General features: G+C 70.8%; 28 protein-coding genes. 20 read left to right on the top strand and 8 right to left on the bottom strand.

The window, feature by feature from the left end:
- The first annotated feature begins 70 nt into the window (after positions 1-70).
- A complete protein-coding gene (locus GRX01_RS06565) occupies positions 71-679 on the top strand; it encodes an RAD55 family ATPase (protein WP_159664700.1) in 609 nt (202 codons plus the stop codon).
- Between the two features lie 51 nt (positions 680-730).
- Positions 731-1,153, top strand: a complete 423-nt coding sequence (locus GRX01_RS06560) for a CoA-binding protein (RefSeq protein WP_159664698.1) — start codon at positions 731-733, stop codon at positions 1,151-1,153.
- Between the two features lie 36 nt (positions 1,154-1,189).
- On the opposite strand, the gene GRX01_RS06555 is transcribed toward GRX01_RS06560, so the two are convergent.
- Positions 1,190-1,474 carry a DUF5789 family protein gene (locus GRX01_RS06555; protein WP_201289528.1) on the bottom strand — a complete coding sequence of 95 codons (285 nt, stop codon included), beginning with the start codon at positions 1,472-1,474 and terminating at the stop codon, positions 1,190-1,192.
- 168 nt (positions 1,475-1,642) lie between these two features.
- On the opposite strand from GRX01_RS06555, the gene menD reads away from it, so the two are divergent.
- Entirely contained in the window at positions 1,643-3,433 is a 1,791-nt protein-coding gene (gene menD / locus GRX01_RS06550) for a 2-succinyl-5-enolpyruvyl-6-hydroxy-3-cyclohexene-1-carboxylic-acid synthase (RefSeq protein ID WP_159664696.1), read from the top strand.
- Between the two features lie 34 nt (positions 3,434-3,467).
- Here menD and GRX01_RS06545 read toward each other — a convergent pair whose 3' ends face one another.
- Positions 3,468-4,802, bottom strand: coding sequence for an outer membrane protein assembly factor BamB family protein (locus GRX01_RS06545; protein ID WP_159664694.1), 1,335 nt, complete (start codon positions 4,800-4,802; stop codon positions 3,468-3,470).
- 129 nt (positions 4,803-4,931) lie between these two features.
- Here GRX01_RS06545 and GRX01_RS06540 point away from each other — a divergent pair, with 129 nt between their 5' ends.
- The 4 genes from GRX01_RS06540 to GRX01_RS06525 all read left to right on the top strand — a co-directional run bounded on the left by GRX01_RS06540 (position 4,932) and on the right by GRX01_RS06525 (position 8,198).
- The gene (locus tag GRX01_RS06540) at positions 4,932-5,897 is read left to right on the top strand and encodes a 1,4-dihydroxy-2-naphthoyl-CoA synthase (protein ID WP_159664692.1); all 966 of its coding nucleotides are present in this window, start codon (positions 4,932-4,934) and stop codon (positions 5,895-5,897) included.
- Between the two features lie 102 nt (positions 5,898-5,999).
- Positions 6,000-6,146 (top strand): hypothetical protein, encoded by a 147-nt coding sequence (locus GRX01_RS06535; RefSeq protein WP_159664690.1) that lies wholly within the window; start codon positions 6,000-6,002, stop codon positions 6,144-6,146.
- A gap of 64 nt (positions 6,147-6,210) precedes the next feature.
- Positions 6,211-7,158, top strand: coding sequence for a 1,4-dihydroxy-2-naphthoate polyprenyltransferase (locus tag GRX01_RS06530; protein WP_159664688.1), 948 nt, complete (start codon positions 6,211-6,213; stop codon positions 7,156-7,158).
- On the top strand, positions 7,155-8,198 hold the full coding sequence (locus GRX01_RS06525) for a mandelate racemase/muconate lactonizing enzyme family protein (RefSeq protein WP_321167935.1): 1,044 nt from the start codon (positions 7,155-7,157) through the stop codon (positions 8,196-8,198). Before GRX01_RS06530 ends, GRX01_RS06525 begins: the two co-directional genes overlap by 4 nt.
- Positions 8,199-8,225: 27 nt before the next feature.
- Here GRX01_RS06525 and GRX01_RS06520 read toward each other — a convergent pair whose 3' ends face one another.
- Complete coding sequence (locus GRX01_RS06520; RefSeq protein WP_159664686.1) at positions 8,226-8,726, bottom strand: halocyanin domain-containing protein; 501 nt, start codon at positions 8,724-8,726, stop codon at positions 8,226-8,228.
- Positions 8,727-8,900: 174 nt separating this feature from the next.
- On the opposite strand from GRX01_RS06520, the gene GRX01_RS06515 reads away from it, so the two are divergent.
- Both GRX01_RS06515 and GRX01_RS06510 read left to right on the top strand, forming a co-directional pair.
- On the top strand, positions 8,901-10,457 hold the full coding sequence (locus GRX01_RS06515) for a long-chain-fatty-acid--CoA ligase (RefSeq protein ID WP_159664684.1): 1,557 nt from the start codon (positions 8,901-8,903) through the stop codon (positions 10,455-10,457).
- A gap of 125 nt (positions 10,458-10,582) precedes the next feature.
- Positions 10,583-11,395: an enoyl-CoA hydratase/isomerase family protein gene (locus GRX01_RS06510; RefSeq protein ID WP_159664682.1), complete on the top strand. Its 813-nt coding sequence runs from the start codon at positions 10,583-10,585 to the stop codon at positions 11,393-11,395.
- A 43-nt stretch (positions 11,396-11,438) separates the two neighbouring features.
- Here the strand turns inward: GRX01_RS06510 and GRX01_RS06505 are convergent, their stop codons facing one another.
- On the bottom strand, positions 11,439-12,233 hold the full coding sequence (locus GRX01_RS06505) for a hypothetical protein (RefSeq protein WP_159664680.1): 795 nt from the start codon (positions 12,231-12,233) through the stop codon (positions 11,439-11,441).
- Between the two features lie 270 nt (positions 12,234-12,503).
- On the opposite strand from GRX01_RS06505, the gene GRX01_RS06500 reads away from it, so the two are divergent.
- Together GRX01_RS06500 and GRX01_RS06495 are read left to right on the top strand one after the other, a co-directional pair.
- On the top strand, positions 12,504-12,851 hold the full coding sequence (locus tag GRX01_RS06500) for a 2Fe-2S iron-sulfur cluster-binding protein (RefSeq protein ID WP_159664678.1): 348 nt from the start codon (positions 12,504-12,506) through the stop codon (positions 12,849-12,851).
- Positions 12,852-12,896: 45 nt separating this feature from the next.
- On the top strand, positions 12,897-14,015 hold the full coding sequence (locus GRX01_RS06495; protein WP_159664676.1) for an ATP-binding protein: 1,119 nt from the start codon (positions 12,897-12,899) through the stop codon (positions 14,013-14,015).
- A gap of 1 nt (position 14,016) precedes the next feature.
- Here the strand turns inward: GRX01_RS06495 and GRX01_RS06490 are convergent, their stop codons facing one another.
- The 3 genes from GRX01_RS06490 to GRX01_RS06480 are packed head-to-tail and all read right to left on the bottom strand — an operon-like array spanning position 14,017 to position 16,520.
- Positions 14,017-14,820, bottom strand: a complete 804-nt coding sequence (locus GRX01_RS06490) for an aminoglycoside N(3)-acetyltransferase (RefSeq protein ID WP_159664674.1) — start codon at positions 14,818-14,820, stop codon at positions 14,017-14,019.
- Positions 14,821-14,864: 44 nt separating this feature from the next.
- A complete protein-coding gene (locus tag GRX01_RS06485) occupies positions 14,865-16,196 on the bottom strand; it encodes an MBL fold metallo-hydrolase (RefSeq protein WP_201289527.1) in 1,332 nt (443 codons plus the stop codon).
- A gap of 9 nt (positions 16,197-16,205) precedes the next feature.
- Positions 16,206-16,520: an ASCH domain-containing protein gene (locus GRX01_RS06480; RefSeq protein WP_159664672.1), complete on the bottom strand. Its 315-nt coding sequence runs from the start codon at positions 16,518-16,520 to the stop codon at positions 16,206-16,208.
- Between the two features lie 60 nt (positions 16,521-16,580).
- On the opposite strand from GRX01_RS06480, the gene GRX01_RS06475 reads away from it, so the two are divergent.
- From GRX01_RS06475 to GRX01_RS06445, 7 genes are all read left to right on the top strand, one after another.
- Positions 16,581-17,243: a ferritin family protein gene (locus GRX01_RS06475; RefSeq protein ID WP_159664670.1), complete on the top strand. Its 663-nt coding sequence runs from the start codon at positions 16,581-16,583 to the stop codon at positions 17,241-17,243.
- Between the two features lie 128 nt (positions 17,244-17,371).
- Entirely contained in the window at positions 17,372-17,578 is a 207-nt protein-coding gene (locus GRX01_RS06470; protein ID WP_159664668.1) for a dodecin family protein, read from the top strand.
- A gap of 312 nt (positions 17,579-17,890) precedes the next feature.
- The gene (gene pyrB / locus GRX01_RS06465) at positions 17,891-18,829 is read left to right on the top strand and encodes an aspartate carbamoyltransferase (protein ID WP_159664792.1); all 939 of its coding nucleotides are present in this window, start codon (positions 17,891-17,893) and stop codon (positions 18,827-18,829) included.
- Positions 18,826-19,296: an aspartate carbamoyltransferase regulatory subunit gene (pyrI, locus tag GRX01_RS06460; RefSeq protein WP_159664666.1), complete on the top strand. Its 471-nt coding sequence runs from the start codon at positions 18,826-18,828 to the stop codon at positions 19,294-19,296. Before pyrB ends, pyrI begins: the two co-directional genes overlap by 4 nt.
- A 127-nt stretch (positions 19,297-19,423) precedes the next feature.
- The gene (thiC, locus tag GRX01_RS06455; RefSeq protein WP_159664664.1) at positions 19,424-20,881 is read left to right on the top strand and encodes a phosphomethylpyrimidine synthase ThiC; all 1,458 of its coding nucleotides are present in this window, start codon (positions 19,424-19,426) and stop codon (positions 20,879-20,881) included.
- Positions 20,882-20,939: 58 nt separating this feature from the next.
- A complete protein-coding gene (locus tag GRX01_RS06450; protein ID WP_159664662.1) occupies positions 20,940-21,134 on the top strand; it encodes a hypothetical protein in 195 nt (64 codons plus the stop codon).
- Positions 21,135-21,557: 423 nt separating this feature from the next.
- Positions 21,558-22,466 carry a hypothetical protein gene (locus GRX01_RS06445; RefSeq protein WP_159664660.1) on the top strand — a complete coding sequence of 303 codons (909 nt, stop codon included), beginning with the start codon at positions 21,558-21,560 and terminating at the stop codon, positions 22,464-22,466.
- An 11-nt stretch (positions 22,467-22,477) separates the two neighbouring features.
- Here the strand turns inward: GRX01_RS06445 and GRX01_RS19330 are convergent, their stop codons facing one another.
- A complete protein-coding gene (locus GRX01_RS19330; protein WP_267903188.1) occupies positions 22,478-22,603 on the bottom strand; it encodes a hypothetical protein in 126 nt (41 codons plus the stop codon).
- A gap of 138 nt (positions 22,604-22,741) precedes the next feature.
- Between GRX01_RS19330 and GRX01_RS06440 the strand changes: the two genes are divergently transcribed.
- Both GRX01_RS06440 and GRX01_RS06435 read left to right on the top strand, forming a co-directional pair.
- Positions 22,742-23,188, top strand: coding sequence for a hypothetical protein (locus GRX01_RS06440; RefSeq protein ID WP_159664658.1), 447 nt, complete (start codon positions 22,742-22,744; stop codon positions 23,186-23,188).
- Positions 23,189-23,210: 22 nt separating this feature from the next.
- Positions 23,211-24,368 (top strand): S26 family signal peptidase, encoded by a 1,158-nt coding sequence (locus tag GRX01_RS06435; RefSeq protein WP_159664656.1) that lies wholly within the window; start codon positions 23,211-23,213, stop codon positions 24,366-24,368.
- Positions 24,369-24,442 lie beyond the last annotated feature (74 nt).

Here is a 24,442-nt window from a genome sequence, read left to right as displayed (position 1 = left end):
GGCGAGACGGAGCGACCGACGAGCCCGCGAGAGCGCGCCGTCTGCGCCGACCGGTTCGTGGGGGCGCCGTATGTATGAGGTAGAGACGCTCGGGGCCGAGATCGAGCCCGGATCGAACGTGCTGCTCACCGGGCCGGCCCTGAGCGGAAAGCGAGATCTCGCGCTCGACGTGCTCGCGGAGGGAACACGCCGCGGCGAGGGCGCGATCATGGTGACGACCAAGGACTCCGCCGACCGGCTCCTCAAGCAGTTCGCCAAGCGCGAGCCGTACGAGGGCCGGCCGGTCGCCGTCGTCGACACGGTCTCCCGTCAGCAGGGGGTCAACGAGGTGCGCGACAGCGACCGCATCAAGTACACCTCCTCGCCGGTCGACATGACCGGGATCGGGATCAAGCTCTCGTCGTTCCTGGAGGCGTTCTACAAGGACCGCGGCATCCGGCAGAACCGCGTCATGGTCCACTCGCTGTCGACGCTTCTCATGTACTCCGACCTCCAGACCGTGTTCCGGTTCCTGCACGTGTTCACCGGTCGGATCCAGAGCGTCGACGGGCTCGGACTGTACTGCATCGACTCGACGGCCCACGACGACCAGACGATGAACACGCTGAAGCAGCTGTTCGACGGGATCATCGAGACCACCGAGGACGGCGAGCCGACGGTCAGGCTGGCGAACGCCTGAACTCGGCTCGGCGCACGAACCCTTTTGCCCCGAGACGCCGCATCCCCGAGCATGCCTGTCACCGACGACGACGGCCTGCGCGAACTGCTCTCGATGGACCCCGTCGCGGTCGTCGGTTGTTCGACCACGCCGGGTAAGGCCGCCCACGACATCCCGGCGTACCTGCAGGATCACGGGTGCGAGGTGATCCCCGTGAACCCCTACGCCGATGAGGTCCTCGGGCGCGAGGCGTACGACTCGCTGGCCGACGTCGACGAGGAGATCGCATTGGTCGACGTGTTCCGCCCGAGCGAGGAGGTGGAGGGTATCGTCGACGACGTGCTCGCGCGCCACGAGGACCGCGGCGACGTGGACGGGGTGTGGCTCCAGCTCGGGATCACCGACGACGAGGCGCTCGCGCGCGCCGAGGGCGCCGGGCTGGCGACCACCCAGGACCGGTGCATGAAGGTCGAACACGGGCGACTGATCGCGTAGCGCGGCCGTCCCGCACTCGATCGCCCGAGTGCTCGCTCAGAACGACTGCTCCTCGTTCCGCATCCCGCTCTGGCTGCCGCGGTCGTCGTAGAACTTCCGGCCGATGAACGCGTCGTCGACGAACGTCACGAGGCTGTCGTACAGTTCGTCCGGGGAGTCGAACTCGGCGTCGTCAACCCGTTCGAGCACCGCCGCGACGGTCGTGTCGTCGCCGTTCGGTGCCTCGAGGGTCACGCCGCCGACCTGTTCGACGACGGCCTCGTGGTCGGCCGGGAACGAGATCTGGGTTTCGAACGCCCTGCGAGTCTCGGAGAGTCGCACGGGTCCACATACACGACACCGCGGGAAGTGTCTGGTTTCGGAATGCGTTTCGAGTGGCTACCGTCGAACGGCCGCGAGTACCATCGCGGTTCCGCGGGCTGTCGCGGACGGCCACGGCGGCCGACGCGGGACAGGCCGTTTATCCGCTCGCCGGTCGAAGCCGGGCGCATGACCACACGCGCCCCGAACCGGAACACGCTGTGGGGTCGCGCCGTCGCCGACGAGCTCGCTGCCGCCGGCGTCGGCGCCGTCTGCGTCACCCCCGGTTCGCGTTCGACGCCGCTGACGGTCGCGCTCGCTGAACACCCGGACATCCGCGTGTTCTCACACCTCGACGAGCGCGCCTCCGCGTTCTTCGCGCTGGGCCGCGCCCGCAGAACCGGCGAGGTGACGCCCCTGGTGTGCACCTCCGGCACCGCCGCCGCGAACTTCCACCCGGCGGTGATGGAGGCCGCTCAGTCCAGGGTGCCGATGCTCCTCCTCACGGCCGACCGCCCGCCGGAACTGCGTGACTCGGGCGCCAACCAGACCGTCGACCAGGAGAAGCTCTACGGCGACGCGGTCCGGTGGTACAAGGACCTCCCCGAGCCCGAGGCCGACGATCGGAAGCTCAGATCGCTGCGAACCGACCTCGCCCGCGCGGTCTCGACCGCGGAGGGAACGCCGGCCGGGCCGGTCCACCTGAACGTTCCGTTCCGCAAACCGTTGGAGCCCGTCGAGGTGGAGGGCGACGTACCTGACGACCTCCCGGAACTCGCCGCCGGGGGTCGCGACGGGGATCGCCCGTTCGTCTCCACGACCGCCGGTCACCCGATGCCGGACGACCGGGACCTCCAGCGACTGGCGCGCGCGCTCGCGGTCGAACGCGGGCTGATCGTCGCCGGCCCCGCGGACCCGCCGGGCCCGGACCCGCAGGCGGTCACCGCGCTGGCGCACGCGACGGGGTTCCCCGTTCTCGCGGATCCCCTCTCGGGGCTCCGGTTCGGGTCGTCCGTCCGGGTCGCACCCGTCCTCGGCGGCTACGACGGCTTCCTCGCCGCCGGCGTCTCCGAGGGGTGGCCCGACCCCGAGGTCGTCCTCCGGTTCGGCGCCTCGCCGACCTCCAAGCCGCTGCGAAAGTACCTCGCGGGCACCGACGCGCGCCAACTCCTCGTCGATCCCGCCGGTGGCTGGCGCGAGGCGGAGTTCGCCGCCACGGACCTCGTCGTCGCCGACCCCTCCCGACTGTGCGGCGCGCTCTCGCGGCAGGTGGAGCAGGTCGCGAGCGGTTCCGACTCGACGGCGTGGCGCGAGCGCTGGGAGGCCGCCGAGGCGGCCCACTGGGACGCCGTCGACGCCGCCGCCGGCGATGGCGGCTTCTTCGAGGGACGCGTCCTCGCGGACGTCGCCGAGTTGGCCCCCGAGCCGTCGACCGTGTTCGTCTCGAACTCCATGCCCGTCCGGGACGCCGACCGCTTCGCCGCACCCGCCGCGAAGGGACTCACGATGCTCGGGAACCGCGGCGCCTCCGGCATCGACGGTATCGTCTCCACGGCGCTCGGTGCTGGGTCGGCGACGACGGACGACCTGACGCTCGTCACCGGCGATCTGGCCTACTATCACGACATGAACGGCCTGCTCGCCCTGGAGCGGTGTGACGTGGACGCGACGGTCGTCCTGATCAACAACGACGGCGGCGGCATCTTCCACATGCTGCCCATCGAGGAGTTCGACCCACCGTTCACGGGGCAGTTCAAGACGCCACACGGCCTCGACTTCGAGCCGACGGGGGAGCTGTACGACCTCTCGTTCGCCCGCGTCGACGGCGACGACCGCGAGGGGTTCCGCGAGCTGTATCGCGAGAGCGTCGCAAGCGCGGGAACGGACGTGATCGAGGTGACGAGCGACGCCGAGGCGAGCCACCTCGTGCGCGAGGAGCTCGCCGACGAGGTGGCCGAGCGCGTCGCCGAGATCGACTGATCCGAGGCCCGACTGGTTCTTCGGTCCCCGTTCTTCAGAGGTCGACCCGCCCGACACCGCCCGCGGTGGTGGCGACGTACGCGCCGTCGGGACCGGCCGCCGGGTCCGGGGGGTAGCCGCCGGGAAGCGTCGCGCGCCACAGTTCGGTCCCGTCGTCGACGGCGTGGGCGAACACGGTCCGCGCGTCGCCGTCCGAGGAGACGAGCGCGTCGCCGGCGCGGACGCGGGGGACGGCGAGATCGGTCGCCTCGGCGGTCCACCGCTCGGTTGCCGAGTCGCGGGCCAGCGAGACGATCCGCGAGTCCGGGTTCGTGTAGAGGGCGTCCGCGTCGAAGGGCACGTCGTGGATCAGGCCGCCACCGTCGTACGACCAGCGCTCGTTCCCGTCGGGACCGAGGCGGGCGACGCGCTCGCCGCCGACGTAGCAGTCGTCGAGGTACCGCACCGAGGTGACGACTTCCCCCGCGAGGTCCCACGCCGCGCTCCCGTCGGCCGTCGACACCGCCGCCATCGTCGGCTGATCCGGCTCCGGGTCGTAGCGGTCGAACACGAGGAAGGCCCGACCGTCGCCGGCGGCCGTTGCGGTCACGCGTGCGTCGTCCGGGGCCTCCGAGCGGAAGCGCCGCTCGCCCGTCTCGAGGTCGAAGCAGTCGACCGCCGTGTCCGCCTCCACGAGCGCGACGCCGTCGGCGACCGTGCCGTCCATCGCGTCGCCGCTCTCGGCCGTCCACCGGCGGGAGCCGTCTGCCGTCTCGATCGCGAAGACGGCGTGGTCCAGTTCGTCACTGATCGCGTCGTCGTTGGTGCCCACGACGACGGCGCCGTCGCCGAAGCCGAGGAACGAGTGGAAGCCGGCGACGCGGGTGCCGAAGCGCCAGCGCTCGTCGCCGTCGGCCGTCAGCGCGTGGAGCACGTGGTCGTGGGCGCCGGTTCCGACGCTGATCCCGACGAGCGCGTACAGCGTTCCCTCGTGGACGCGGAGGTCGGCAGTGGGGCGACCGTACTCGTACTCGTCGCCGATCGAGACGGCCGTCTCGAACGTCCACGCGGTCTCGCCGGTGGCCGCGTCGAGGCCGACCACGTCGGTGCCGACGGCGACCGCGACGGTCCCGTCGACGAACGCCGGCTCGGAGACGAGGTCGTCGCCGAGGGACCGCTCCCACGCGAGCGACCCGCCCTCGACCTCGATGCCGGTTCCGGGCTCCGGCGAGTCGGTGTCCCGATCCGCGGTGGTCGAGTCGCTGTCCGGCCCGTCCGTCCGGTCGTCGGTCCCCGCGGTCCCCGTGCGTCCGCCCTCGGGGCCGACACAGCCGGCGAGTCCGAGGAGCGCGCCGCCGCAGAGGCCGAGCACGTCGCGTCTGGAGGGCATCGTTCGGATGGGTCCGGCGGCGACGCATGGGTTTTGTGGGGGCGACCGGGGACCGCCGTCGTCCGCCGACACCGCGGCCAGTCGCGCGCACCGCGCACCTTTTTGCGGGTTCCCGCCCCGCGTTCGAGTATGAGCGATAGCGACGAAGCGGACGACGCGATCGACAGCGACGGCGACGCGGTCTCGGAGATATTCGACCCCGATCGGTGGGAGCCGGTCGACGGCAGCGAGGCGTTCGACGACATCACCTACCACCGCGCGGCCGACTCGCCGACCGTCCGGATCGCGTTCGACCGCCCGGAGAAGCGAAACGCGTTCCGCCCCGGCACCGTCGACGAGCTGTACGCCGCCCTCGACGACGCCCGCAAACGTGCCGACATCGGCTGCGTCCTCCTCACCGGGAACGGCCCGTCGTCCACGGACGGCGGCTGGGCGTTCTGCTCGGGCGGCGACCAGTCCGTCCGCGGCGACTCGGGCTACGAGTACCGCGACGACGACGAGGCCGATGAGTCCGACGACCAGCTGGTCCGGGATGCCAAGGCGGGCCGCCTCCACATCCTCGAAGTACAGCGGCTCATTCGCTTCATGCCCAAACCCGTCGTCGCCGTCGTCCCCGGATGGGCGGTCGGCGGCGGCCACTCGCTGCACGTGATCTGCGACCTCACGCTCGCCAGCGAGGAGCACGCGAAGTTCCTCCAGACGGACCCGGACGTGGCGAGCTTCGACGGCGGCTTCGGCTCGGCGTACCTCGCCAAGCAGGTCGGCCAGAAGAAGGCGCGGGAGGTGTTCTTCCGCGGGAAGACCTACTCCGCCGAGGAGGCGGTGGACATGGGAATGGCGAACGAGGCGATCCCCCACGAGGAACTGGAGGACGTGGCGCTGGAATGGGCCGACGAGATGACGAGCAAGTCGCCGACGGCGATGCGGATGCTGAAGTACGCGTTCAACATGACCGACGACGGGATGGTCGGCCAGCAGGTGTTCGCCGGGGAGGCGACCCGGCTGGCGTACATGACGCCCGAGGCGCGGGAGGGCCGGGACGCGTTCCTCGAGGGACGCGAGCAGGACTTCAGCGAGTTCCCCTGGCACTACTGAAGCCGCCGATCGGCGGCGAACGAGGACCCGCCGCCGCGGCGAACGATCGTGTTCATTTCATTGCACCAACTATTTCTCCGTTCAAGTGGTGGTTGGTACCGTATGACAACCGACGTCGAGGACGACCCGATCGCGACCGCGACTCGCCTCCCGCCCGCGGACGAGTCGACAGACCCGATCGCGACCGTGACCCGCGTCCCGCCTGCGAACGACCCCGAAGGCCGGAGTCCGACGGCACGGACGCGGTGAACGGCCGGTCGGGGTACGGTCGCGAAGCCCACCCTTCATGCCCCGCGGGTCCCTGCCTCCGACAATGAGCACGGAGACGGGACAGGCGGACATCTCCAGACGGCGGGCGTGGGTGATCGCCGCGCGCCCGCAGACGATGCCGGCGGCGCTGGCCCCCGTTCTCGTCGGGACCGGGCTGGCCGTCCGCGACGGCGTGTTCGCGCCCCTGCCGGCGCTCGTGGCGCTGGTGGGCGCGGCGCTGATCCAGATCGGGACGAACTTCGCGAACGACTACTACGACGCCGAGAAGGGCGCTGACACCGCGGACCGCGAGGGGTTCACTCGGGTGACCGCCGGCGGCCTCATCGATCCCGCCGAGGTGAAGCGGGCGATGTGGCTCACCTTCCTCGCGGCGATCCTCGTGGGAGCGTACCTCGTTGCCGTCGCGGGCCTGCCGATCATGATCGTCGGGCTCGTCTCGGTGGCGATGGGGGTCGCCTACACCGGCGGGCCGTACCCGCTGGCGTACCACGGGCTCGGCGACGTGTTCGTGTTCGTCTTCTTCGGGCTCGTCGCCGTCACGGGCACCTACTACGTGCAGGCGGCGGCCGCGCTGGGCGTCGAGTTCCTCACGCTCGTCCCGCGCGCCGAACTGGTCCCGCTCGCGGCTGTCGTCGCCTCGCTACCGATCGCCGCCATCTCGACGAACATCCTCGTGGTCAACAATCTGCGGGACAGAGAGGAGGACGCCGAGACGGGCAAGAACACCCTCACGGTCCGGTTCGGCTACGCCTTCTCGCGGGCACAGTTCGTCCTGTTGCTGGGGATGGCGTACACGATCCCGCCGGTGTTCGCCGCGTCGACGGGCGATCTCACGGTGTTGCTGCCGATGGCGACGCTGCTGTTGGCCGTCCCACTTACGCGGACCGTCCTCACCGAGACCGCGGGCGACGCGCTCAACCCCGCCCTGGAGCGCACCGGGAAACTGCTCGCCGCGTTCGCGGCGCTGTTCGCGGTCGGGCTGGCGCTGTGACCGTCGTCGCGCTCCGCGGGTTCGCGCTCGACCTCGCGGCGCCGCTGTCGACGGCCGCCGGCGACATCGAGAACAGAACGGGCGTACTCGTCCGCGTCGACCTCGACGGGACCACGGGAATCGGCGAGGCGACGCCGCTGCCGGCATGGACCGAATCCGCGACGGAGTGTCGGGCGGCGCTCCGGCGTGCTCGCGACGAGGGCATCCCGCCGGGGGCGGAGACGCCCGCCGCGCGCCACGCGGTCACGCTCGCGTACCGCGACGCGTTCGCGCGACGCGCCGGCCGGTCCGTCGCCGCGTCGCTCGCGCAGGACACGGCCCCGGCGTCGGTCCCCGCGAACGCGACCGTCGGCGACGGGAGCGTCGATGAGACCGTCGCGTCCGCGGCGACGGCAGTCGAGACGGGCTACCGAACGGTGAAACTGAAGGTCGGCACGAGGTCGATCGACGAGGACCTCCGGCGGGTTCGGGCAGTCGCGGACGCGGTCGACGAACCGCGGTCGGGCGACGAGGCCGTCTCGCTCCGGGTCGACGCCAACGGCGCGTGGGACCACGGGACCGCGCGGGAGGCCGTCGCCGCGTTCGACGGCCTCGTCGAGTACGTCGAACAGCCGCTTCCCGCGGACGACCTCGCCGGGCACGCCGCGCTCCGCGGGGTCGGCGCCCCGATCGCGGTCGACGAGTCGCTGGCCCGATACGGGATCGGCGAGGTGGTCTCCGCGGACGCCGCCGACGCGGTCGTCCTCAAGCCGATGGCGTTGGGCGGTCCCTCGCGGGCGCTCGCGGCGGGCTGTGCGGCCGCTCACGTCGGGATCGACCCGGTCGTCACGACGACTGTCGACGCGGCCGTCGCGCGAACGGCGGCCGTCCACGTCGCGGCGGCGCTCCCCGGGGGCGGCGAGCGCGCACACGGGCTCGCGACGGGCGGACTGTTGGCCGATGATATCGTCGCCACGGACCCGGTCCCCGTCGAGAACGGACGGATCGGGGTGCCCGCTGGACCGGGACTCGCCGGCGACGCGTTCGGCGGCGTCGTCTGAAGCGATCCGCGGCCAGCAGCCGGTGCGTTACCCGTCGACGACCTCGACGACGCCGACCATCCCGAGGTTCTCGTGGGGGGTGCAGTAGTACTTCGCGACGCCCGGCTCCGCGAACTCGTGGGAGAACGTCTCGCCCTCGGTCGCGTAATACGAACTCTCGAACCCGCCCGCGTCGTCGACGACGTTGTGGCGGCTCCCCATCCCGGTCCACTCCCACGTGACGGTCGTCCCCGGCGAGACGCGGACGGCCGCGGGGTCGTAGGCGAGTCCGTCGCCCGCGCCGACCGCGACCGTCACCTCGTCGGCGCCCGTTCGGTCCGCGACCTCGCCGTCGTAGCCGTTGGCGTCCGCGAGCCAGCCGTCGTACCGGTCGGTCCCGTCGCCGTCGGATCCGCTCCCGCCGCCGTCGCCGCTGGCGGAACAGCCCGCGAGGGCCGCGGTCGCTCCGGCTCCGACCGCCGCGAGGAGTCGTCTGCGCGTCGCCGCCGGGCGATCGCGGTCGCGTCCGGCTGTCGTCGGATCGCTCATGGGCGCCCGTCGGTTCCGCACCGCAATGGCTCCACCGACTCGTGCTCGCGTCGCGTCACTGGATCGGCCCGCGGCCGGCGAGCGAATCGCCGTCGCGCGAACCGCCCAGCGCCGCCCACCTTCGTGAACGACCGGGAAAGACTTTAGCCGGGACCGACCGACCGGTTCGATGGCATGACAAACCTCGTTACGAACGTCGGTTCGACCGTGGAGGAACATCCGGACGAGACGGCGGTGTGGTACGACGGGACCGACATCAGCTATCGAGAACTGTGGGGCCAGATCGGCGCGTTCGCGTCGGGGCTCGACGACGCCGGGATCGACGTCGGCGGTCGGGTGGGGATCTACCTGCCGAACCTCCCGCAGTTCGTGATCGGCTTCCACGGGACGCTGCGAGCCGGGGGCGTCGTCGTCCCGATGAACCCGCAGTACAAGTCCCGCGAGATCGAGCACATGCTCGCCGACTCCGGCGCCGAGGTGGTCGTCACGCTGCCGGATCTGGCGGAACACGTCGCGGAGGTACGCGAGGACACGGACGTACACACCGTCGTAACCATCGGCCAGGCGGTCGAGGGGACCGTCTCCTTCGAGGAGTTCTGCGGCGACCCGGCGTTCGAGACCGTCGACCGCGCGGACGACGACATCGCCTGCCAGCCGTACACCTCGGGGACGACCGGGACGCCGAAGGGCGTCCTGCTGACGCACGACAACCTCGCGTCGAACGCGGAGATGTCCGCCTCGCTCGTCCCGGACGGGATCACGACCGACGACAGACAGCTCGGCGTCCTCCCGCTGTTCCACATCTACGGGATGACGGTCGTGATGAACGCGACCCTGTTCGACGGCGGCGCCTACTACCCGCTGCCGGCGTGGGACGCCCAGCAGGCGTTCGACCTCATCGAGTCACAGGAGCTGACGCTGATGCACGGCGTCCCCGCGATGTACAACGACGCGATCAACCAGCCCGACGCCGCCGAGCGCGACCTCTCGTCGCTCCGGCTGTGCGGCGTCGGCGGCTCCGGCATCCCCGTCGAGGTGCTGCGCCGCTTCGAGGAGCTGTTCGACGCGAAGATCTACGAGGGGTACGGCCTCACGGAGACCAGCCCGGTCACGCACTTCAACACGCCAGAGAAGGGCCGGCGCGTCGGCTCGATCGGGAAGACGCTCCCCGGCGTCTCGGCGATGATCGTCGACGACGGGTTCGAGGAGGTCGCGCCGGTCGACGAGGGCCCGGTCGACGAGGACGAGGTGGATCTGGACGACGTCACGGGCGAGGTCGTCGTCAGCGGCCGGAACGTGATGAAGGGGTATCACGACCGTCCGGAGGCGAACGAGGAGGTGTTCACCGAGTCGGGCGGCAAGCGGTGGTTCCACACCGGCGACATCGGCTACCACGACGCGGACGGCTACTTCTACATCGTCGACCGCGAGAAGCACATGATCAACACCGCCGGGTACAACGTCTACCCGCGGGAGGTCGAGGAGTTGCTCTTCGAGCACGAGGCAGTCGCCGACGCGGCGGTGGTCGGTATCCCGGACGAGCGCAGGGGGGAGACGGTGAAGGCGTTCATCGTTCCGACCCCCGGCTCGGACGTGACGCCCGACGATATCAGGCAGTTCTGCCTCGACAACCTCGCGGAGTACAAACACCCACGGGAGGTCGAGTTCGTGGATGAGCTCCCGCGCACGACGACCGGGAAGGTCCAGAAGTTCGAGCTCCGCGGGGAGTAGGCGGCCCCATCGGGCCCCGCCCACTGATCCGGATCGTCTCCGGATCGTCGCCCGGCAGGCGCGTCCGCGTCGACCCCGGAACGACCCGGGGAAACGACCAAACCCCGGGCCGCCGTCGTGTGGGTATGGCGGACACGACGCAGTTCTCCGACGGCATCGTGCGGCTCGAACGCGACGACGACGGGCTGGCGCGTATCGTCTTGAACGACCCCGACCGACGCAACGCGCTGTCGGTCGCGATGACCGACGGCATCGAGGCGGCGCTCGACGAACTGGAGGGCGGCGACGCCCGCTGTGTCGTGTTCGAGGGCGAGGGGCCCGCGTTCTGTGCGGGCGGCGACATCGACTCCATGCTGGAGCGTCAGGCGTCCGACGAGCCGGTGGACGACGCGGTCCGTCACGTGATCCAGGAGATCGGCCGCTGCGTGAAGCGGGTGTACGAGTGCGAGTTCCCGACCGTCGCGAGGATCGACGGCGCCGCGTTCGGCGCGGGCGCGAACCTCGCCATCGCCTGCGACGTGACCGCGCTCCACGAGGACGCACAGATCGGGTTCGGCTTCCGGGAGGTCGGCCTCGCGGTCGACTCCGGCACCTCCTACCTCCTCCCGCGGCTCGTCGGCGAGAACGTCGCGAAGGAGCTGGTCTACACCGGCGAACTGCTCGATGCCGAACGTGCCGAGGAGCTGGGCGTCGTGAACCACGCCGTCGCGGACGACGAGTTCGACGCGAGGGTCTCGATGCTGATCGACCGGATCGCGTCGGGGCCGACGGTCGCGCTGCGGACCTCCAAGCGCCTGCTGCGCTCGGAGTTCGCGACGCTGGGTGAGGCGATCGAACACGAGGCGGGCGCGCAGGCTGCGGTCTTCGACACGCACGACCACGACGAGGGAGTGTCGGCGTTCACCGAGAAGCGACAGCCGGAGTTCGAGGGACGGTAGGGCCGGAGCCACGTCGATCCGTCGGATCCGTCCCGACGGCCGCTCAGGCGGTCGTCTGGACGGTCGCGGTGGCGACGTTCCCGTCGACGTCGTAGGCCCTGACCACGAGCGTGTACTGCTGGCCCCGCCTGATGTCGTACGTCGGGTCGTCCGGGGACAGCGTGACGTTCTCCTTGTACCGGGTGGGCGGGGTCGAGACCGTCCGCGACGCGACGAGCGTCCCGCCGGAGTCGCCCTCCGTGACCTCGAACTCGACGCGGTCGAGGTCGCCGTCGCCGTCGTCGTCGCGGACGTCCGCCTTCGCGGTCCACTCGTTCTTGTTCGCACGGGCGCCGAAGTCCTTGTCCTTGCTCGGCTTCTGGATGCGAACCGCGCCCGGGGAGTTGCCCGACTCCGCCTCGACGCTTCGGTCGGCGGCCAGCGAGAGGCTCGGCCCCTCGACGTCGACCGAGAAGCCGATCGTTCCGGTCGTCGACGCCACGACGTCGATGAACTGGCTGTTCCCGGCCCCGAGGGTGATCGACACGGAGCAGCCCGACTCTCCGTCGTTGTCGTACAGCGTGCCGGCCGCGCAGTCGGCGAGCGCGACGGTGATGGTGAGCGATCGGTCGGTGTTGTTCGTCAGTTCAACCAGGGGGTCGCGGCTGTTCTTCTTCACCGGTCCCTGCGGGACGATGCCGACGAGCCCGCCGGTCCCGTCGGCCACCGACACGTCGACGCCGCGGTCGCCGCGAACCGACGTGTACGCTCCGGTCCCGGTGACGCCGGCGGCGACGCCGGTCGCGACGGCCGCCGCGCTCCCGAGCTTCAGCAGGGTCGCGCGTCTGCTCAACGGCACGGGTGTGCACCCCCGTCGACCGTCCGAGTCCGCCGACCGCCGTCTGTCGGTCGGATTCGGATCTGGACGGTCTCATGCCACATATGCGACGTGTAGCGGCTCCGACGATAAAAACAGGAGGGTCGTGCTCGGATGCGCGGTGGCGCGGTCCGCGCGGGCGACTCGCGACGGCAACGGTCGTTCGGACAGTCGATCACCACGTGCGGCGGTCGGGTCGACCGGCTCGCCGAACCGAGAGCTATAAGCGGGTCACGGGGGATGTGGCGGACAATGAGCGACTCCGACGCCGAGTACACGGTGGAGTTCGTCGGCACCGGCGAGACGATCGAGGTGTCCGGCAAGCAGACCATCCTGAACGCCTGTATCGAGGAGGGGATCGCACAGGAGTACTCCTGTCGCGTCGGGATGTGTCTCGCGTGCACCGCCGAGATCGTCGAGGGCGAGGTGGCCCAGCAGGCGGCCGTCGCCCGCGCGCTCACCGAGGAGGAGGCGGAGGACTACGCGCTCACCTGCATGGCGCGCGCGCAGTCGGACCTGAAGCTCGACCGGGGCAAGTACCCGCCGAGCATCGAGGACGACGCCGCGACGACCGCGGGCGCCGCCGCCGACGACGACTGACGCCCTGCCGCAAGGGTTTCCACGGTCGGGGCGAAACCGGTGGCCGTGATACGGGACCGAGGTGCCAAGCTCTTCCCCGCGGCGTTGGCAGCGGCGGTCCTGACGCTCGCGATCGCGCACGTCGTCGTGGACGACGACTCGCCCGCGATCGAACTCGCCGAGGCGTCGATCCTCCTCGTGTTCGCCGCGGTCCTCGCGTTCGTCGCCCACCGCGTCCGTCGCGAGCGGCTCGCCCCCGACCGGGTGTGCCGGCTCGTCGCGACGAGCCTCGGGGCCGGCGTCGTCGTCGGCGGGCTGTCGGCGGTGTACGCCGCCTCCCGCTACGCGAGCGCCGAGCCCGTCACCGAGGGGTGGTTCGTCCTCTCGATCGGCTGGAGCCTCGGGACGAGTTCGGGCGGGCTCGTCGGCTACTACGTCGAGCGAGTTCGCGCGGAGCGAGCCGCGCAGGTGCAGTTGACGGGGCGGCTCACCGTGCTCCACCGGGTGCTTCGCCACAACATCCGCAACGAGGTCGGCGTCATTCGGGGGATCGCAGACTCGGCCGCCGAGACGACCGAGGACCCCGACGTCGCGACCGACCTGCGGACGCTGATCGACCACGTCGATCGGGTCCACGAGCTCTCCGAGAAGGCCCAGACCCTCGCAGACCTGTGGAACGCTGGTGACTCCGTCGAGACGGACCTCGCGGCCGTCGCGCGCGCCGAGCTTCGTCGCTTCCGCGACCAGCATCCCGCGGTCGAGGTGGACGCGTCGATCCCGGACCGCGCCACGGCGGTCGTCCACCCGTCGGTGGAGGTGGCGATCCGCGAGGCGCTGGGCAACGCGGCACAGCACAACGACGACACGGTCGCCGTCAGCCTCACCGTCGACGAGGGGGAGTCGTGGACGACCGTGACCGTGGTCGACGACGGATCGCACATCCCGGGGGAGGAGCTCGACGCGCTCTCGGAGCTGCACGAGTTCCCGCTCAAACACGTCACGGGGCTGGGGCTGTGGGTCATCTACTGGGTCGTCGAGCTCTCCGGGGGGCGGCTGGAGATCGAGAACCGCGACCCCCGCGGCGTCCGCGTCGAGCTGCGCTTCCGGTCGGAGGGTCGCGCCCGCTCGACGTCCACGGTATCGGAGGGCGACGTCGACCTCCCCGACGACGTTCGCCGAACGTGACTCAGCGGTGGTCCGCCATCCACTCGACCGCGAAGTCGACGAGCGGCCGCATCCGACAGACGGTGGCCTCGGCGTCGCCGACGGGTCCCCGCCACACCTGGTTCCCGTGGGCGGACTCGAAGGCCGCCTCGATCTCGCGGAAGTCGTCGCGGGACTCCGGCTCGGCGAACTCGACCCACTCGCGCTCGCCGTCGACGAGCACCGGCCCGCCGTCGATCTCGGGCTCCCCGCCGTAGTCGGCGCGGTACTCCGCGAGGTGCAGCGAGGTGTTGGCGTCGACGCCGATCCGGACGATCAACGCGTCGCGGTCGTACAGCCGCGCGAGCGGCGAGTCCTCGCCCATCGGCGAGTCGTACGCGTGATCCGCCGTCACCGCCTCGGCGTCGGCGCCCCACGCGGCGAACGACGTGGTCGGGTGGCGACTCCGCCGCGCGCCGGGGTAGTCACGGAGGCATTCGGGGATCGCACCGACGCCCCGAGTCGGCGTCAACGCGGGGCGGTACGGCGCCGCCTCCGCCTTGATCTCCTCCACCCACTCGTCGGGAACGGGCGGGTTCTCCCAGCTCGTGGGGTCCGACAGCTGCGTCGAGTGGGTCGGCACCGCGAGGGTCCCGCTCTCGGTCACCGCCCCCAGCAGCGCGTCGACCACGGTCGGCGCGCCGCCGGCGACCCACCCGATCGCCGACAGCGACGAGTGGACGAGCGCGGTCTCCCCGGGCGTCACGCCCAGCTCGTGCAGGTCCGCACGCAGTCCGTCGGTCGTCAGCGGCGCGTCGGTGCGCTTGACGACCTCGCGTTCGCTCATGGAACGACGGCGGCACCGAGGATGAAAACTGCTCCGGGAGCGTGCTACTCGACCGCACAGTTGTTCGGGCCGAGCTCGGCCTCGAACGCCTCCTCGTCGTCCATCGACTCGGTCCCGAGGTTCGTGGCGACGATGCGCTCGAAGTTCGCGGGACGCGGGGGAAGCTCCCCGGCGATCCGGTCGACGAACGCCGCCCGGTCGAGCGCACACACCTCGAGGTCCGCGATCCGTGCCAGCGGCGCGACGTAGTCGTCCGCGCGAGCGTCGGCCAGATCGGCGAAGTGTCCCGGCGCGACGCGCGTGTCGACGGGGAGCGCGAGCAGCCGGTCGTGGAGCGTGTCGTACGCGGTCGCCGCGAGGTCACGGGCGCCATCGTCGCCCGCCTCCAGGTCCGGCCGGCCGACGCCCCGCAGGAACAGCGCGTCGCCCGTGAGGAGCGTGTCCGCGTCCTCCCGGTCGGGTCGGCGGAGCCGGAGACACGTCAGTTCGGTCGTGTGGCCCGGCGCGTGGATCGCCCTGATATCGACGTCGCCGACGCGGAACGCGTCCCCGTCCGACAGCAGGCTCGCGTCGAACGCCAGCCCGCGGTCGGTCGCGCCCGCGGGGAGCACGACGGCCGCGTCGCCGTCGGTCGCCTCGCGGACCGCGCGGACGCCGCTGACGTGGTCGGCGTGGACGTGCGTGTCGACCGCGTATCGAAGGGAGGCGTCGCGGGCAGCCGCGTCGGCGACGTACCGGTCGGCGAACGCGCGGAGCGGATCGACGACGGCGGCCTCGCGCCCGTCGGGACCGTCGGCGACGACGAGGTGCGCCAGACAGCCCGAGGAGGGTCGTTGGTACTGGATCACGGTCACGTCGTCGTCGCGGACGAGCGGCTCCGCGAGGTACGTCTCCGCCCACGCGTCCATGCCGCCCGCGAGGTTCACCGCGTCGACCCCGGCGTCCGCGAGGTCGCGCGCGACCTCGGCGCTGGCCTTCCCGCGCCCGCAGACGACGACGATCGGTTCGGGGAGGTCGTCCGGGAGCGGCTCGGTCGCGTCGCCCCTCGCGCCGGCGGCGATGAACTTCACGTGGGGGACGTGGCGAGCGGTCACGGCGCGGCCGTCGACGTGCCACGCCTCGAACTCCGGTCGGTCACGCACGTCGAGCACCGACACCGGGTCGCCCGCGCGGAGACGACGCGCGAGCACCTCGGGCGCGAGTTCGCCGCCCGCCGGCAGCCCGAGCGTGGTGCCACGGCCGGGTTCCTCGCCGTCGCCGGCGGCGGTGTCGTCAGCGGCCGGATCGTCGCCGGTCGGCTCGCCGGCGGCGGTCGAGGCGTTGTCGTCGCCGGCGGTCGTCTCGTCGTCACCGCTTCCGCGGTCGTGGTCGCGCATCGCGACGGCTCACTCCCGCGGCTCGAACGCGTGTCTGACGACCTCGCTGTCGTCGTCCCACTCGAACTCGTCGTGGACGCGGTTCAGTCGCTCCCTGTACGCCTCTAGGTCCTCCGAGCCCTCGGCGCGGGCGTCCTCGTCGGTGAGGTCGCCGAGCGTGCGGTGCTCGATCGCCGTCACCTCGAACGTCGTCCCGTCGATATCGAAGGTGTCGCCCTCCTCGGCGTACGCGTGCCCGCGGTGGAGCTGTGTCACCGCGCCCTCCGCGGCCATCTGTTGAACGTGACCGTTCGGCAGGATCTCCGAGGCGTCGATGTGTGCCATACCGGATCGGTCGTGTCGCGCGGGGGAAACGTTAACGCCGCGCTCGGCGACGGATCGGTCATGGACGGCGAGGCCTTTCGCGAGCGCGTCGAGTCGGCGAAGGCGACCGAGCTGGACCGGATCGGCTCGAACAAGCTGCTCATCGCGCTCACCGACGCGACGCTGGAGTCCGACGCGGTGCTTCGGGCCGCGGCCGACTCCGAGCACGCCGCCCACAACACGTTCGCGGCGTGGGCCGACGAGGCCGGCGGCGGAGACGACGACGTTGGCGACGAGGGCGCCGCGGAGCTGTTCGAGTGGCTCGCCGAGCGCGAGCGCGACCACCGCGAGCGCGTGCTCGACTCCCTCGCGGATCTGGGCGTCGACCACGACCCAGTCGACGGTGGTACCATGCACGAGTACCTCCGCGCCCGCGAGGACCCCGTCGAGCGCGTCGCCGCCGGGACCGTCGGTCGCGGGCTCGTCAGCGATCGGTCGCACCTCCAGATCGTCTCGTTCTTCGTCAACGAGGGCGACGAGCCGCGCGCGGACCTCTTTCGGGACCTCCGGGCGGAGACCGAGGAGGAACTGAAGCGGGGGCTGACCCTGTTGGAGGACGCCTGCGAGACCGAGGAGGACTGGGAGCGCGCTCGCATGGTCGCCGAGTACGTGATCCGGATCGCCTACGACGACTACGCCGACGCACTGACCGGGATGGGCATCGACGTGAAGCCGGTGTGTTGACGGGTGTGGTGGGCCTCCACACGGTCGGCGGGTCGTCGCGTCTCCACCGCCGGGGTGGGTCGCGATAGTCGGCCGGCTGGAACCGTGGGACGACTTATTGTCGGCTGTACCGACGATCACGACCGCACATGTCAACCACTGCAAAGGTGATCGAGCTGGTGGGCAACTCGAACGAGTCGTGGGAACACGCCGCCCAAAGCGCCTTGGACGACGCGGACGAGACGCTGGAGGACATCACCGGGATCAAGATCATCTCGCAGACGGCGAGCGTGGAGAACGGGCAGATAGACCAGTACAAGACCGTCCTCCACGTCTCCTTCCAGCTCCAACGGTGACGGGGCCGCGACACTGACCGCCCGTCTCCGAACGGCGCGGTGGAGACGGATCGCCCGGGGGCGGATCCCTTCGGGCCGGACACTCGACGGGCGCGACGAACCGAGCGTGGGTCGCGGATCGTCGTTCTCCCGGCACCCGCACGCGGCGTCCTCCGGCGGGTCCGGCGAACGCGTCGCGCCGCGTCGGCGGCCCGCCGTTTCGAATCTCGAAACCGCGTCGCCGCCGGGGTGCACGCCCATGCAAAACCGCCCGACAGCGACCGGATAACCGAGCCGAGCGATTGAAGGGAACCGGCGACGGCGTATTCGATGATGCGACACGACCACCTCCTCTCGGCGGGCCAGCTCACCCGGGAGGACATCGAGGCCGTCCTGGACCGCGCGGCCGACCTCGCCGACGACCCGGGGGCCGTCGGCGAGCGCCACGCCGACCGCCTGCTCGCGCTGTGCTTCTTCGAGCCGAGCACGCGCACGAAGATGTCGTTCGACACCGCCATGAAGCGCATCGGCGGCGACACCGTCGACATGGGCTCCGTCGAGTCGTCGTCGGTGAAGAAGGGGGAGTCGCTGGCCGACACCGTCCGCGTCATCGAGGGCTACGCCGACGGGATCGTCCTCAGACACCCCAGCGAGGGCGCCGCGAAGCTCGCCTCCCAGTTCGTCGACGTGCCGGTGATCAACGCCGGCGACGGCGCGGGCCAGCACCCGAGCCAGACCCTGCTCGACCTGTACACGATGCGCGAGCGGGCGGGCCTCGACGACCTGACCGTCGGGATCATGGGCGACCTGAAGTACGGGCGGACGGTCCACTCGCTGGCGTCGGCGCTCACCAACTTCGACGCGCGGATGCACTTCATCAGCCCCGAGTCGCTGCGGCTCCCGCGGGGCGTCCGGTTCGACCTCCACGACGCGGGCGCCAGACTCCGTGAACACACGGACCTCGACGAGGTGCTCGAGGAGTTGGACGTGCTGTACGTCACCCGGATCCAGCGCGAGCGGTTCCCCGACGAGAACGAGTACCAGCAGGTCGCCGGCGAGTACCAGATCGACGCCGACACGCTGGAGCGCGCCCGCGACGACCTCACGGTGATGCACCCGCTTCCGCGGGTCGACGAGATCGCGCCCGACGTGGACGCGACCGACCACGCCGCCTACTTCGCGCAGGCGCACAACGGCGTTCCCGTCAGGATGGCGCTGTTGGACGGGCTGTTGGGCGAGGACGCGGCGACCGACGGAGGTGACGCCCGATGAGCGACGCCCCCGACCGGGAGCTCCGGATCTCGAAGATCCGCGACGGCACCGTCATCGACCACATCACCGGCGGGCAGGCGCTGAACGTCCTCGCGATCCTCGGCATCGGCGGCGACGAGGGGATGGGGGTGTCGATCGGGATGAACGTCCCCTCGGACAAGCTCGGCACGAAGGACGTCGTGAAGGTCGAGGACCGGGAGCTGAGTCAGGGGGAGGTCGACGTGCTCTCGCTGCTCGCGCCGGAGGCGACGGTCAACATCGTCCGCGAGTTCGAGGTGGTGGAGAAGAAGCGCGTGGAGCGCCCCGGGCGCGTCGTCGGACTGCTCACCTGCCCGAACCACAACTGCATCACGAACGCCGACGAACCCGTGGAGTCCGCCTTCGAGGTCGTCGACGACGGCGTGCGCTGTGAGTTCTGCGGCGAGATCGTCCGCGAGGACATCGGCGACCACCTGGCGGTTCACTGATCCGGTCCACCGCGTCCCCCTGACGACAGTTCTCGGTATCGTCGTTCACTGCTCCCGTCCGTCGTCTCCGTTGCCCGCGGTCGGCGGTCGTCAAGTATATTATCCAGTTGTATTACTAGGTAGTCGCATGTCGAGAACACAGCTCGAACGGGCGCGTGCCGGCGAGACGACGCCGGCGATGGACCGCGTCGCCGAGCGGGAGAACCGGGAGGCCGAGACGGTCCGAACGGCCGTCGCGGACGGGGAGGCGGTGATCCCCGCGAACCACGCACACGAGGCGCTCGACCCGATGGTCATCGGCGCGGACTTCGCGACGAAGGTGAACGCGAACATCGGCGCGAGCGAGGACGCGAGCGACCCGGCCGGCGAGTTGGAGAAGCTCCACACCGCGGTCCACCACGGAGCGGACACGGTGATGGACCTGTCGACGGGCGGTCCGCTCGCGGAGATCCGCGGGTCGATCCTCGATCACTCGCCGGTGCCGGTCGGGACCGTTCCGATCTACGAGGCGGTGACTCGGGCGGAGTCACCCGAGGCGCTCACGACGGACCTCCTGCTGGAGGTCATCCGCGAACAGGCCGAACAGGGCGTCGACTACATGACGATCCACGCGGGCGTGCTCATGGAGCACCTCCCCCTCACGGACGGGCGGATCACGGGGATCGTCTCCCGGGGCGGGTCGATCCTCGCGGAGTGGATGGAGGCACACGGCGAGCAGAACCCGCTGTACGTCGCCTTCGACGAGATCTGCGAGGTCCTCCGCGAGCACGACGTGACTGTCTCCTTGGGCGACGGGCTCCGGCCCGGGAGCGTCGCCGACGCCTCCGACGCCGCGCAGTTCGCCGAACTGGAGACGCTCGGGGAACTGACCGAGCGCGCACAGTCGGCGGGCGTGCAGGTCATGGTCGAGGGGCCGGGGCACGTCCCGCTGGATCAGGTGGCCGCGAACGTCGAGCGACAGCGCGAGGTGTGCGACGGCGCGCCCTTCTACGTGCTGGGGCCGCTCGTCACCGACATCGCGCCCGGGTACGACCACATCACCTCGGCCATCGGCGCGACCGAGGCGGCCCGTGCGGGCGCCGCGATGCTGTGTTACGTGACGCCGAAGGAGCACCTCGGGCTCCCCGACGCGGACGACGTCCGCGACGGACTGGCCGCCTACCGGATCGCCGCGCACGCGGCCGACGTGGCGAACGGGCTCCCCGGCGCGCGCGACTGGGACGACGCGCTCTCGTCGGCCCGCTACGAGTTCGACTGGCGGCGACAGTTCGACCTCGCGCTCGACCCCGAGCGCGCCCGCGACTTCCACGATCAGACGCTTCCGGGCGACAACTACAAGGAGGCGCGTTTCTGCTCGATGTGCGGCGTCGAGTTCTGCTCGATGCGGATCGATCAGGACGCTCGTGAGGGGGACGGCGAGATGACTCGGACCGCCACCGAGATCGATCTCGACGCGTCTCCGGCGGCGGCGACGAACCGACCGCCGGTAGGGACCCATGACACCGAGCGCCTCCCTGCGTGGCCGCCGGATCCCGTCGACGCGATGCACGGGAGCGCGGAGGGGAACGGCGAGGCCGACGACTGACGGCCCCGGAACGACGGCGAGCGAACGGCTATCGTGGGCCCTCACTCCATTCACCCCCGTGCTGTCGATCGACACGCTCCGCCGTCCGGAGTACACCGGTGGGAACCGCTGTGGGCCGTGTACCGCCGTCAACGCGGCCGTCATCGTCGTCGCGGCGGTCGTGGTCGCCGCGGTACGCCATCGATCGCTGGGTCTCGAGGACCGCTTTCTCCACGTCGCCGCCGCCGGCGACCCCGAACGCGGTCGCGAGTGACGACCTCGTCGCCGTCAGGGACCTGCAGAGGCTGTTGGCGGCGATGTTCTGCCACGGCGTGATCGAGGAGGGCGGCGTCGACGGCGCGTCCGACGCGTGCGGATCGATCCCGGGTCGAGGTCGAGGTCGATTCCTCGTCCGATCCCGGGTCGGTTCGGGCGCCGAACTCGGCGACGGGCGCGGCCGGGGTCGGAAACGATTAGTGCCCGCCGACCGTGCCATATCGTATGTCCGGAAAGTCCAAACTCGTCGTCCTGTTCGGTATCGTCGTGCTCCTGTACGTGCTCTTCAGCTCCGACACCGAGCCGGTCGAGGTCGAGGTCGAAAGCGAGGACTGAACGCCGCGGCGGCCGATCGCCGACGACTCGATCCGCTTCACCCTTCTTCCGAAACACGTACCCTCGCGAGCGGCCAAGCCATCCCATGACCGAGTACGGCGTCGTCACCCGCAACGCGGAGGAGACGGAGTGGCCCGACTTCGATCTGGCCTTCTACGAGGTGAAGGACGTGACCGGCCGGTCGGCGGAACCGGTCGAGACGGCCGTGAACATGGTGTCGTGTTTCGGCGACAACGCCGCCGCCGAGGCGAACCCCGAGCTCGTCCCCGTCGACGCCGACGGCCGCTCGGCGACCCGCGACCTGTCGTACTTCGACTGGGCGTACGTCTGTCCGACGCACGAGGAGTACCGCCGTGGACTGCTGGAGATCGTCGAGGACTGCGCGGCCGTCAACGGCGACGTGCGCCTCGACGACGTCGGCTTCCCCCGGGAGGGGTTCTGTCGGTGCGACCGGTGCGAGGGCCTGTTCGAGGCCAGCGACCACGAGGAGTGGGCCGACTGGCGCGCCGAGGTGATCACCGAGTTCGTCGCGGAGGCGACCGAGCGGATCCCCGGAACGGCCTACCTCACCCTGTACCCCGACCCCTATCCGGGACATCTGTACGACCGCGCCGGGCTCGACCTGGACGCGCTGGCCCCCCACGTCGACGAGTTCGTCGTTCCGCTGTACGACACCCACTACGCGACGACCTACTGGCTGGAGACGATCGCGAAGGGGTTCGAGAGCCGGCTCGCGGACCTGAACGTGACGTTCTCCGTGGAGCTGTACGCCGTGAACGTCGACGTCGACGACCTGAACCACGCCGCGGAGGTCGCCGCCGCCTACGGCGAGGACGTGTTCTTCGGCTACGACGCGAGCCAGTCAGTGGCGGCGCTGCGACGGATGAAGGCCGACGCCCGCGAGGGCCGCAGCTACGGCGGGGACGATCCCGAGGACGTGAGCGAACGGGAGGACGGTGGTCGAGGGGACGCGACCCCCGACGAGTCCGCGTGACTGCTCGTGGCCTACGACAGCGGGCCGTAGGCGAGCGCCCAGACGACGACGATCGTCAGTAGGAAGACGAACCCGGCGACGCCGGCGAGGACGAACAGCATCCCGCCGGTCTCCTTCTTCTGCCCCTGATCGGCCATACACTATCGAGGGGTCGCCGACACATAGACCTCCCGCCGACCGTCGCTCGCGCGGGTCGGCCCTCCCGAACTCCTCTCGAAGCAAGAACCGATGATAGGAACATATTTGTTCTGTCAGACGAACCGAACGTTTGGTGTGTGAACGTGTCGCAGCGCTTCGGTGACGGCCCGGTCGGCCACGGGGGAGCCTACAGCCATGACCGCGAGCGGGGTCGAACCCGGCTGTTCCTCGTGCCCGGGTTCCTGCTGCTGTCGGCGACGAAGGCGGCTGACGTCCTCACGACCGCCGTCGGGCTGGCGCTGATCCCACGTCTCACCGAGCTCAACCCCATCGCGGCGGCCGTCTTCGGGGAGATGGGAGCCGTCGACGGACTCGTCGCGCTCGGAACGGGGGTCGTGCTGATGACGGGACTCGCCGTCGAGTTCTGTGCCTGTGAGGCGTACCGACACACGGGCTCGCCCACGTTGCCGGCGCTGCTCCGGATCGGGGCGTACGGAAGCCTCTCGGCCGTGTACGCCTTCGCGGCCGTGAACAACGCGCTGCTCGTCGCCCGGCTGTTCGAGATCCGCCTACTGTTTATCTGATCGGGCGACGTTGTCCACCGCGATGGGAGTTCGAAGCGCCGTCGGGACCCTTCTCGGGGGAGCCCTCCTCGTGGTGGTGGCCCTGCTGCTCGTCGGGCAGCTCATGGGTCAGCCCGTGCTCCTCGGATACGTCTCCACGGGCAGTATGGCCCCGACGCTCCAGCCCGGCGACGGGTTCGTCGCCGTCCCCCCCGCGTTCGCCGGACCGATCGAGGAGGGCGACGTCGTCACCTTCGACGCCCGCGAGCTCGACGGCGGCGGACTCACGACCCATCGGGTGGTCGGTCGAACCGAGGAGGGGTTCATCACGAAGGGGGACGCCAACCCCGTCACCGATCAGGACGGCTCCGAGCCGCCGGTGTCGCGATCGCGGGTCGTCGCGGTGGCCTGGCAGGTCGGCGGCGACGTGGTCGTGATCCCGAACCTGGGGGTTCTCGTCACGGGCATCGGCGACCTCATCACCGGAGCCCAGCGACAGTTGGCGGCGGCGCTCGGGACCCGGGCGCTCCTCGGTACGCAGGGCTTGGCGTATCTGCTGTTCGCCGTCGGCGTCGCGGGGTACGCGGTCACCGCGGTGCTCGGCGCGGGGAGCCGGGAGCGCGTTCGCGGCGCTGTCGGGAGATCGACAGGGATAGCGAACGTCTGGACGGTGATCCTCGTGTTGGCGCTCGTGTTGGCGCTCGTGCTCACGGCGAGCATGACCCTCACCGGCGGCGAGCGGACCTTCGAGGTCGTCAGCTCCCAGAGCGACGCCGCCGGGGTCCGCGTCATCCCGGTCGGCGGGACGGAGGAGCTCACCTATCGGATCCCGAACCCGGGGATCACGCCCGTCGCCGTGTACCTGGAACCGGCGAGCGAGGGGGTGAGTATCGAGCCGCGCCGGGTCCGGCTGGCGGGCGGCGAGGAGGCGAACGTCAGCGTCTCCATCTCCGTCCCGGACCGGACCGGCGTGTACGATCGCGCGTTCGTGGAACACCGGTACATCGCGCTGCTCCCGGCCGACGTCATGGACGCGCTGTACGCGATCCACCCGTGGGCGCCGATCCTCGCGATCGACGCGCTCGTCTGTGGACTGTTCGCCCTCGTCGCGATCGCGATCGTCGGGACCGGCGTGATCCGGCTCGACTCGCGCAACCCGAACGTCTCGACGCTCGACCGTCTCAGGCGTCGGTTCAGGTGAGCGGCTCCCTGCCGCGGTACTTTTATTCCGCTCGGATCGCGGGTGACGAACACCTAATGTTAAATGTCCGGTTC

The organism is Halobaculum saliterrae (assembly GCF_009831625.1).
GTDB lineage: Archaea > Halobacteriota > Halobacteria > Halobacteriales > Haloferacaceae > Halobaculum > Halobaculum saliterrae.
This window is presented reverse-complemented; position numbering and strand designations above follow the sequence as displayed.

Bases quoted from the DNA above. Each gene is read 5' to 3' on its own strand.
- GRX01_RS06565 (WP_159664700.1), top strand. From the start codon at position 71: ATGTATGAGGTAGAGACGCTCGGGGCCGAGATCGAGCCCGGATCGAAC.
- GRX01_RS06560 (WP_159664698.1), top strand. From the start codon at position 731: ATGCCTGTCACCGACGACGACGGCCTGCGCGAACTGCTCTCGATGGAC.
- menD (WP_159664696.1), top strand. From the start codon at position 1,643: ATGACCACACGCGCCCCGAACCGGAACACGCTGTGGGGTCGCGCCGTC.
- GRX01_RS06545 (WP_159664694.1), bottom strand. From the start codon at position 4,802: ATGCCCTCCAGACGCGACGTGCTCGGCCTCTGCGGCGGCGCGCTCCTC.
- GRX01_RS06540 (WP_159664692.1), top strand. From the start codon at position 4,932: ATGAGCGATAGCGACGAAGCGGACGACGCGATCGACAGCGACGGCGAC.
- GRX01_RS06535 (WP_159664690.1), top strand. From the start codon at position 6,000: ATGACAACCGACGTCGAGGACGACCCGATCGCGACCGCGACTCGCCTC.
- GRX01_RS06530 (WP_159664688.1), top strand. From the start codon at position 6,211: ATGAGCACGGAGACGGGACAGGCGGACATCTCCAGACGGCGGGCGTGG.
- GRX01_RS06520 (WP_159664686.1), bottom strand. From the start codon at position 8,726: ATGAGCGATCCGACGACAGCCGGACGCGACCGCGATCGCCCGGCGGCG.
- GRX01_RS06515 (WP_159664684.1), top strand. From the start codon at position 8,901: ATGACAAACCTCGTTACGAACGTCGGTTCGACCGTGGAGGAACATCCG.
- GRX01_RS06510 (WP_159664682.1), top strand. From the start codon at position 10,583: ATGGCGGACACGACGCAGTTCTCCGACGGCATCGTGCGGCTCGAACGC.
- GRX01_RS06500 (WP_159664678.1), top strand. From the start codon at position 12,504: ATGAGCGACTCCGACGCCGAGTACACGGTGGAGTTCGTCGGCACCGGC.
- GRX01_RS06490 (WP_159664674.1), bottom strand. From the start codon at position 14,820: ATGAGCGAACGCGAGGTCGTCAAGCGCACCGACGCGCCGCTGACGACC.
- GRX01_RS06485 (WP_201289527.1), bottom strand. From the start codon at position 16,196: ATGCGCGACCACGACCGCGGAAGCGGTGACGACGAGACGACCGCCGGC.
- GRX01_RS06480 (WP_159664672.1), bottom strand. From the start codon at position 16,520: ATGGCACACATCGACGCCTCGGAGATCCTGCCGAACGGTCACGTTCAA.
- GRX01_RS06475 (WP_159664670.1), top strand. From the start codon at position 16,581: ATGGACGGCGAGGCCTTTCGCGAGCGCGTCGAGTCGGCGAAGGCGACC.
- GRX01_RS06470 (WP_159664668.1), top strand. From the start codon at position 17,372: ATGTCAACCACTGCAAAGGTGATCGAGCTGGTGGGCAACTCGAACGAG.
- pyrB (WP_159664792.1), top strand. From the start codon at position 17,891: ATGCGACACGACCACCTCCTCTCGGCGGGCCAGCTCACCCGGGAGGAC.
- pyrI (WP_159664666.1), top strand. From the start codon at position 18,826: ATGAGCGACGCCCCCGACCGGGAGCTCCGGATCTCGAAGATCCGCGAC.
- thiC (WP_159664664.1), top strand. From the start codon at position 19,424: ATGTCGAGAACACAGCTCGAACGGGCGCGTGCCGGCGAGACGACGCCG.
- GRX01_RS06445 (WP_159664660.1), top strand. From the start codon at position 21,558: ATGACCGAGTACGGCGTCGTCACCCGCAACGCGGAGGAGACGGAGTGG.
- GRX01_RS19330 (WP_267903188.1), bottom strand. From the start codon at position 22,603: ATGGCCGATCAGGGGCAGAAGAAGGAGACCGGCGGGATGCTGTTCGTC.
- GRX01_RS06435 (WP_159664656.1), top strand. From the start codon at position 23,211: ATGGGAGTTCGAAGCGCCGTCGGGACCCTTCTCGGGGGAGCCCTCCTC.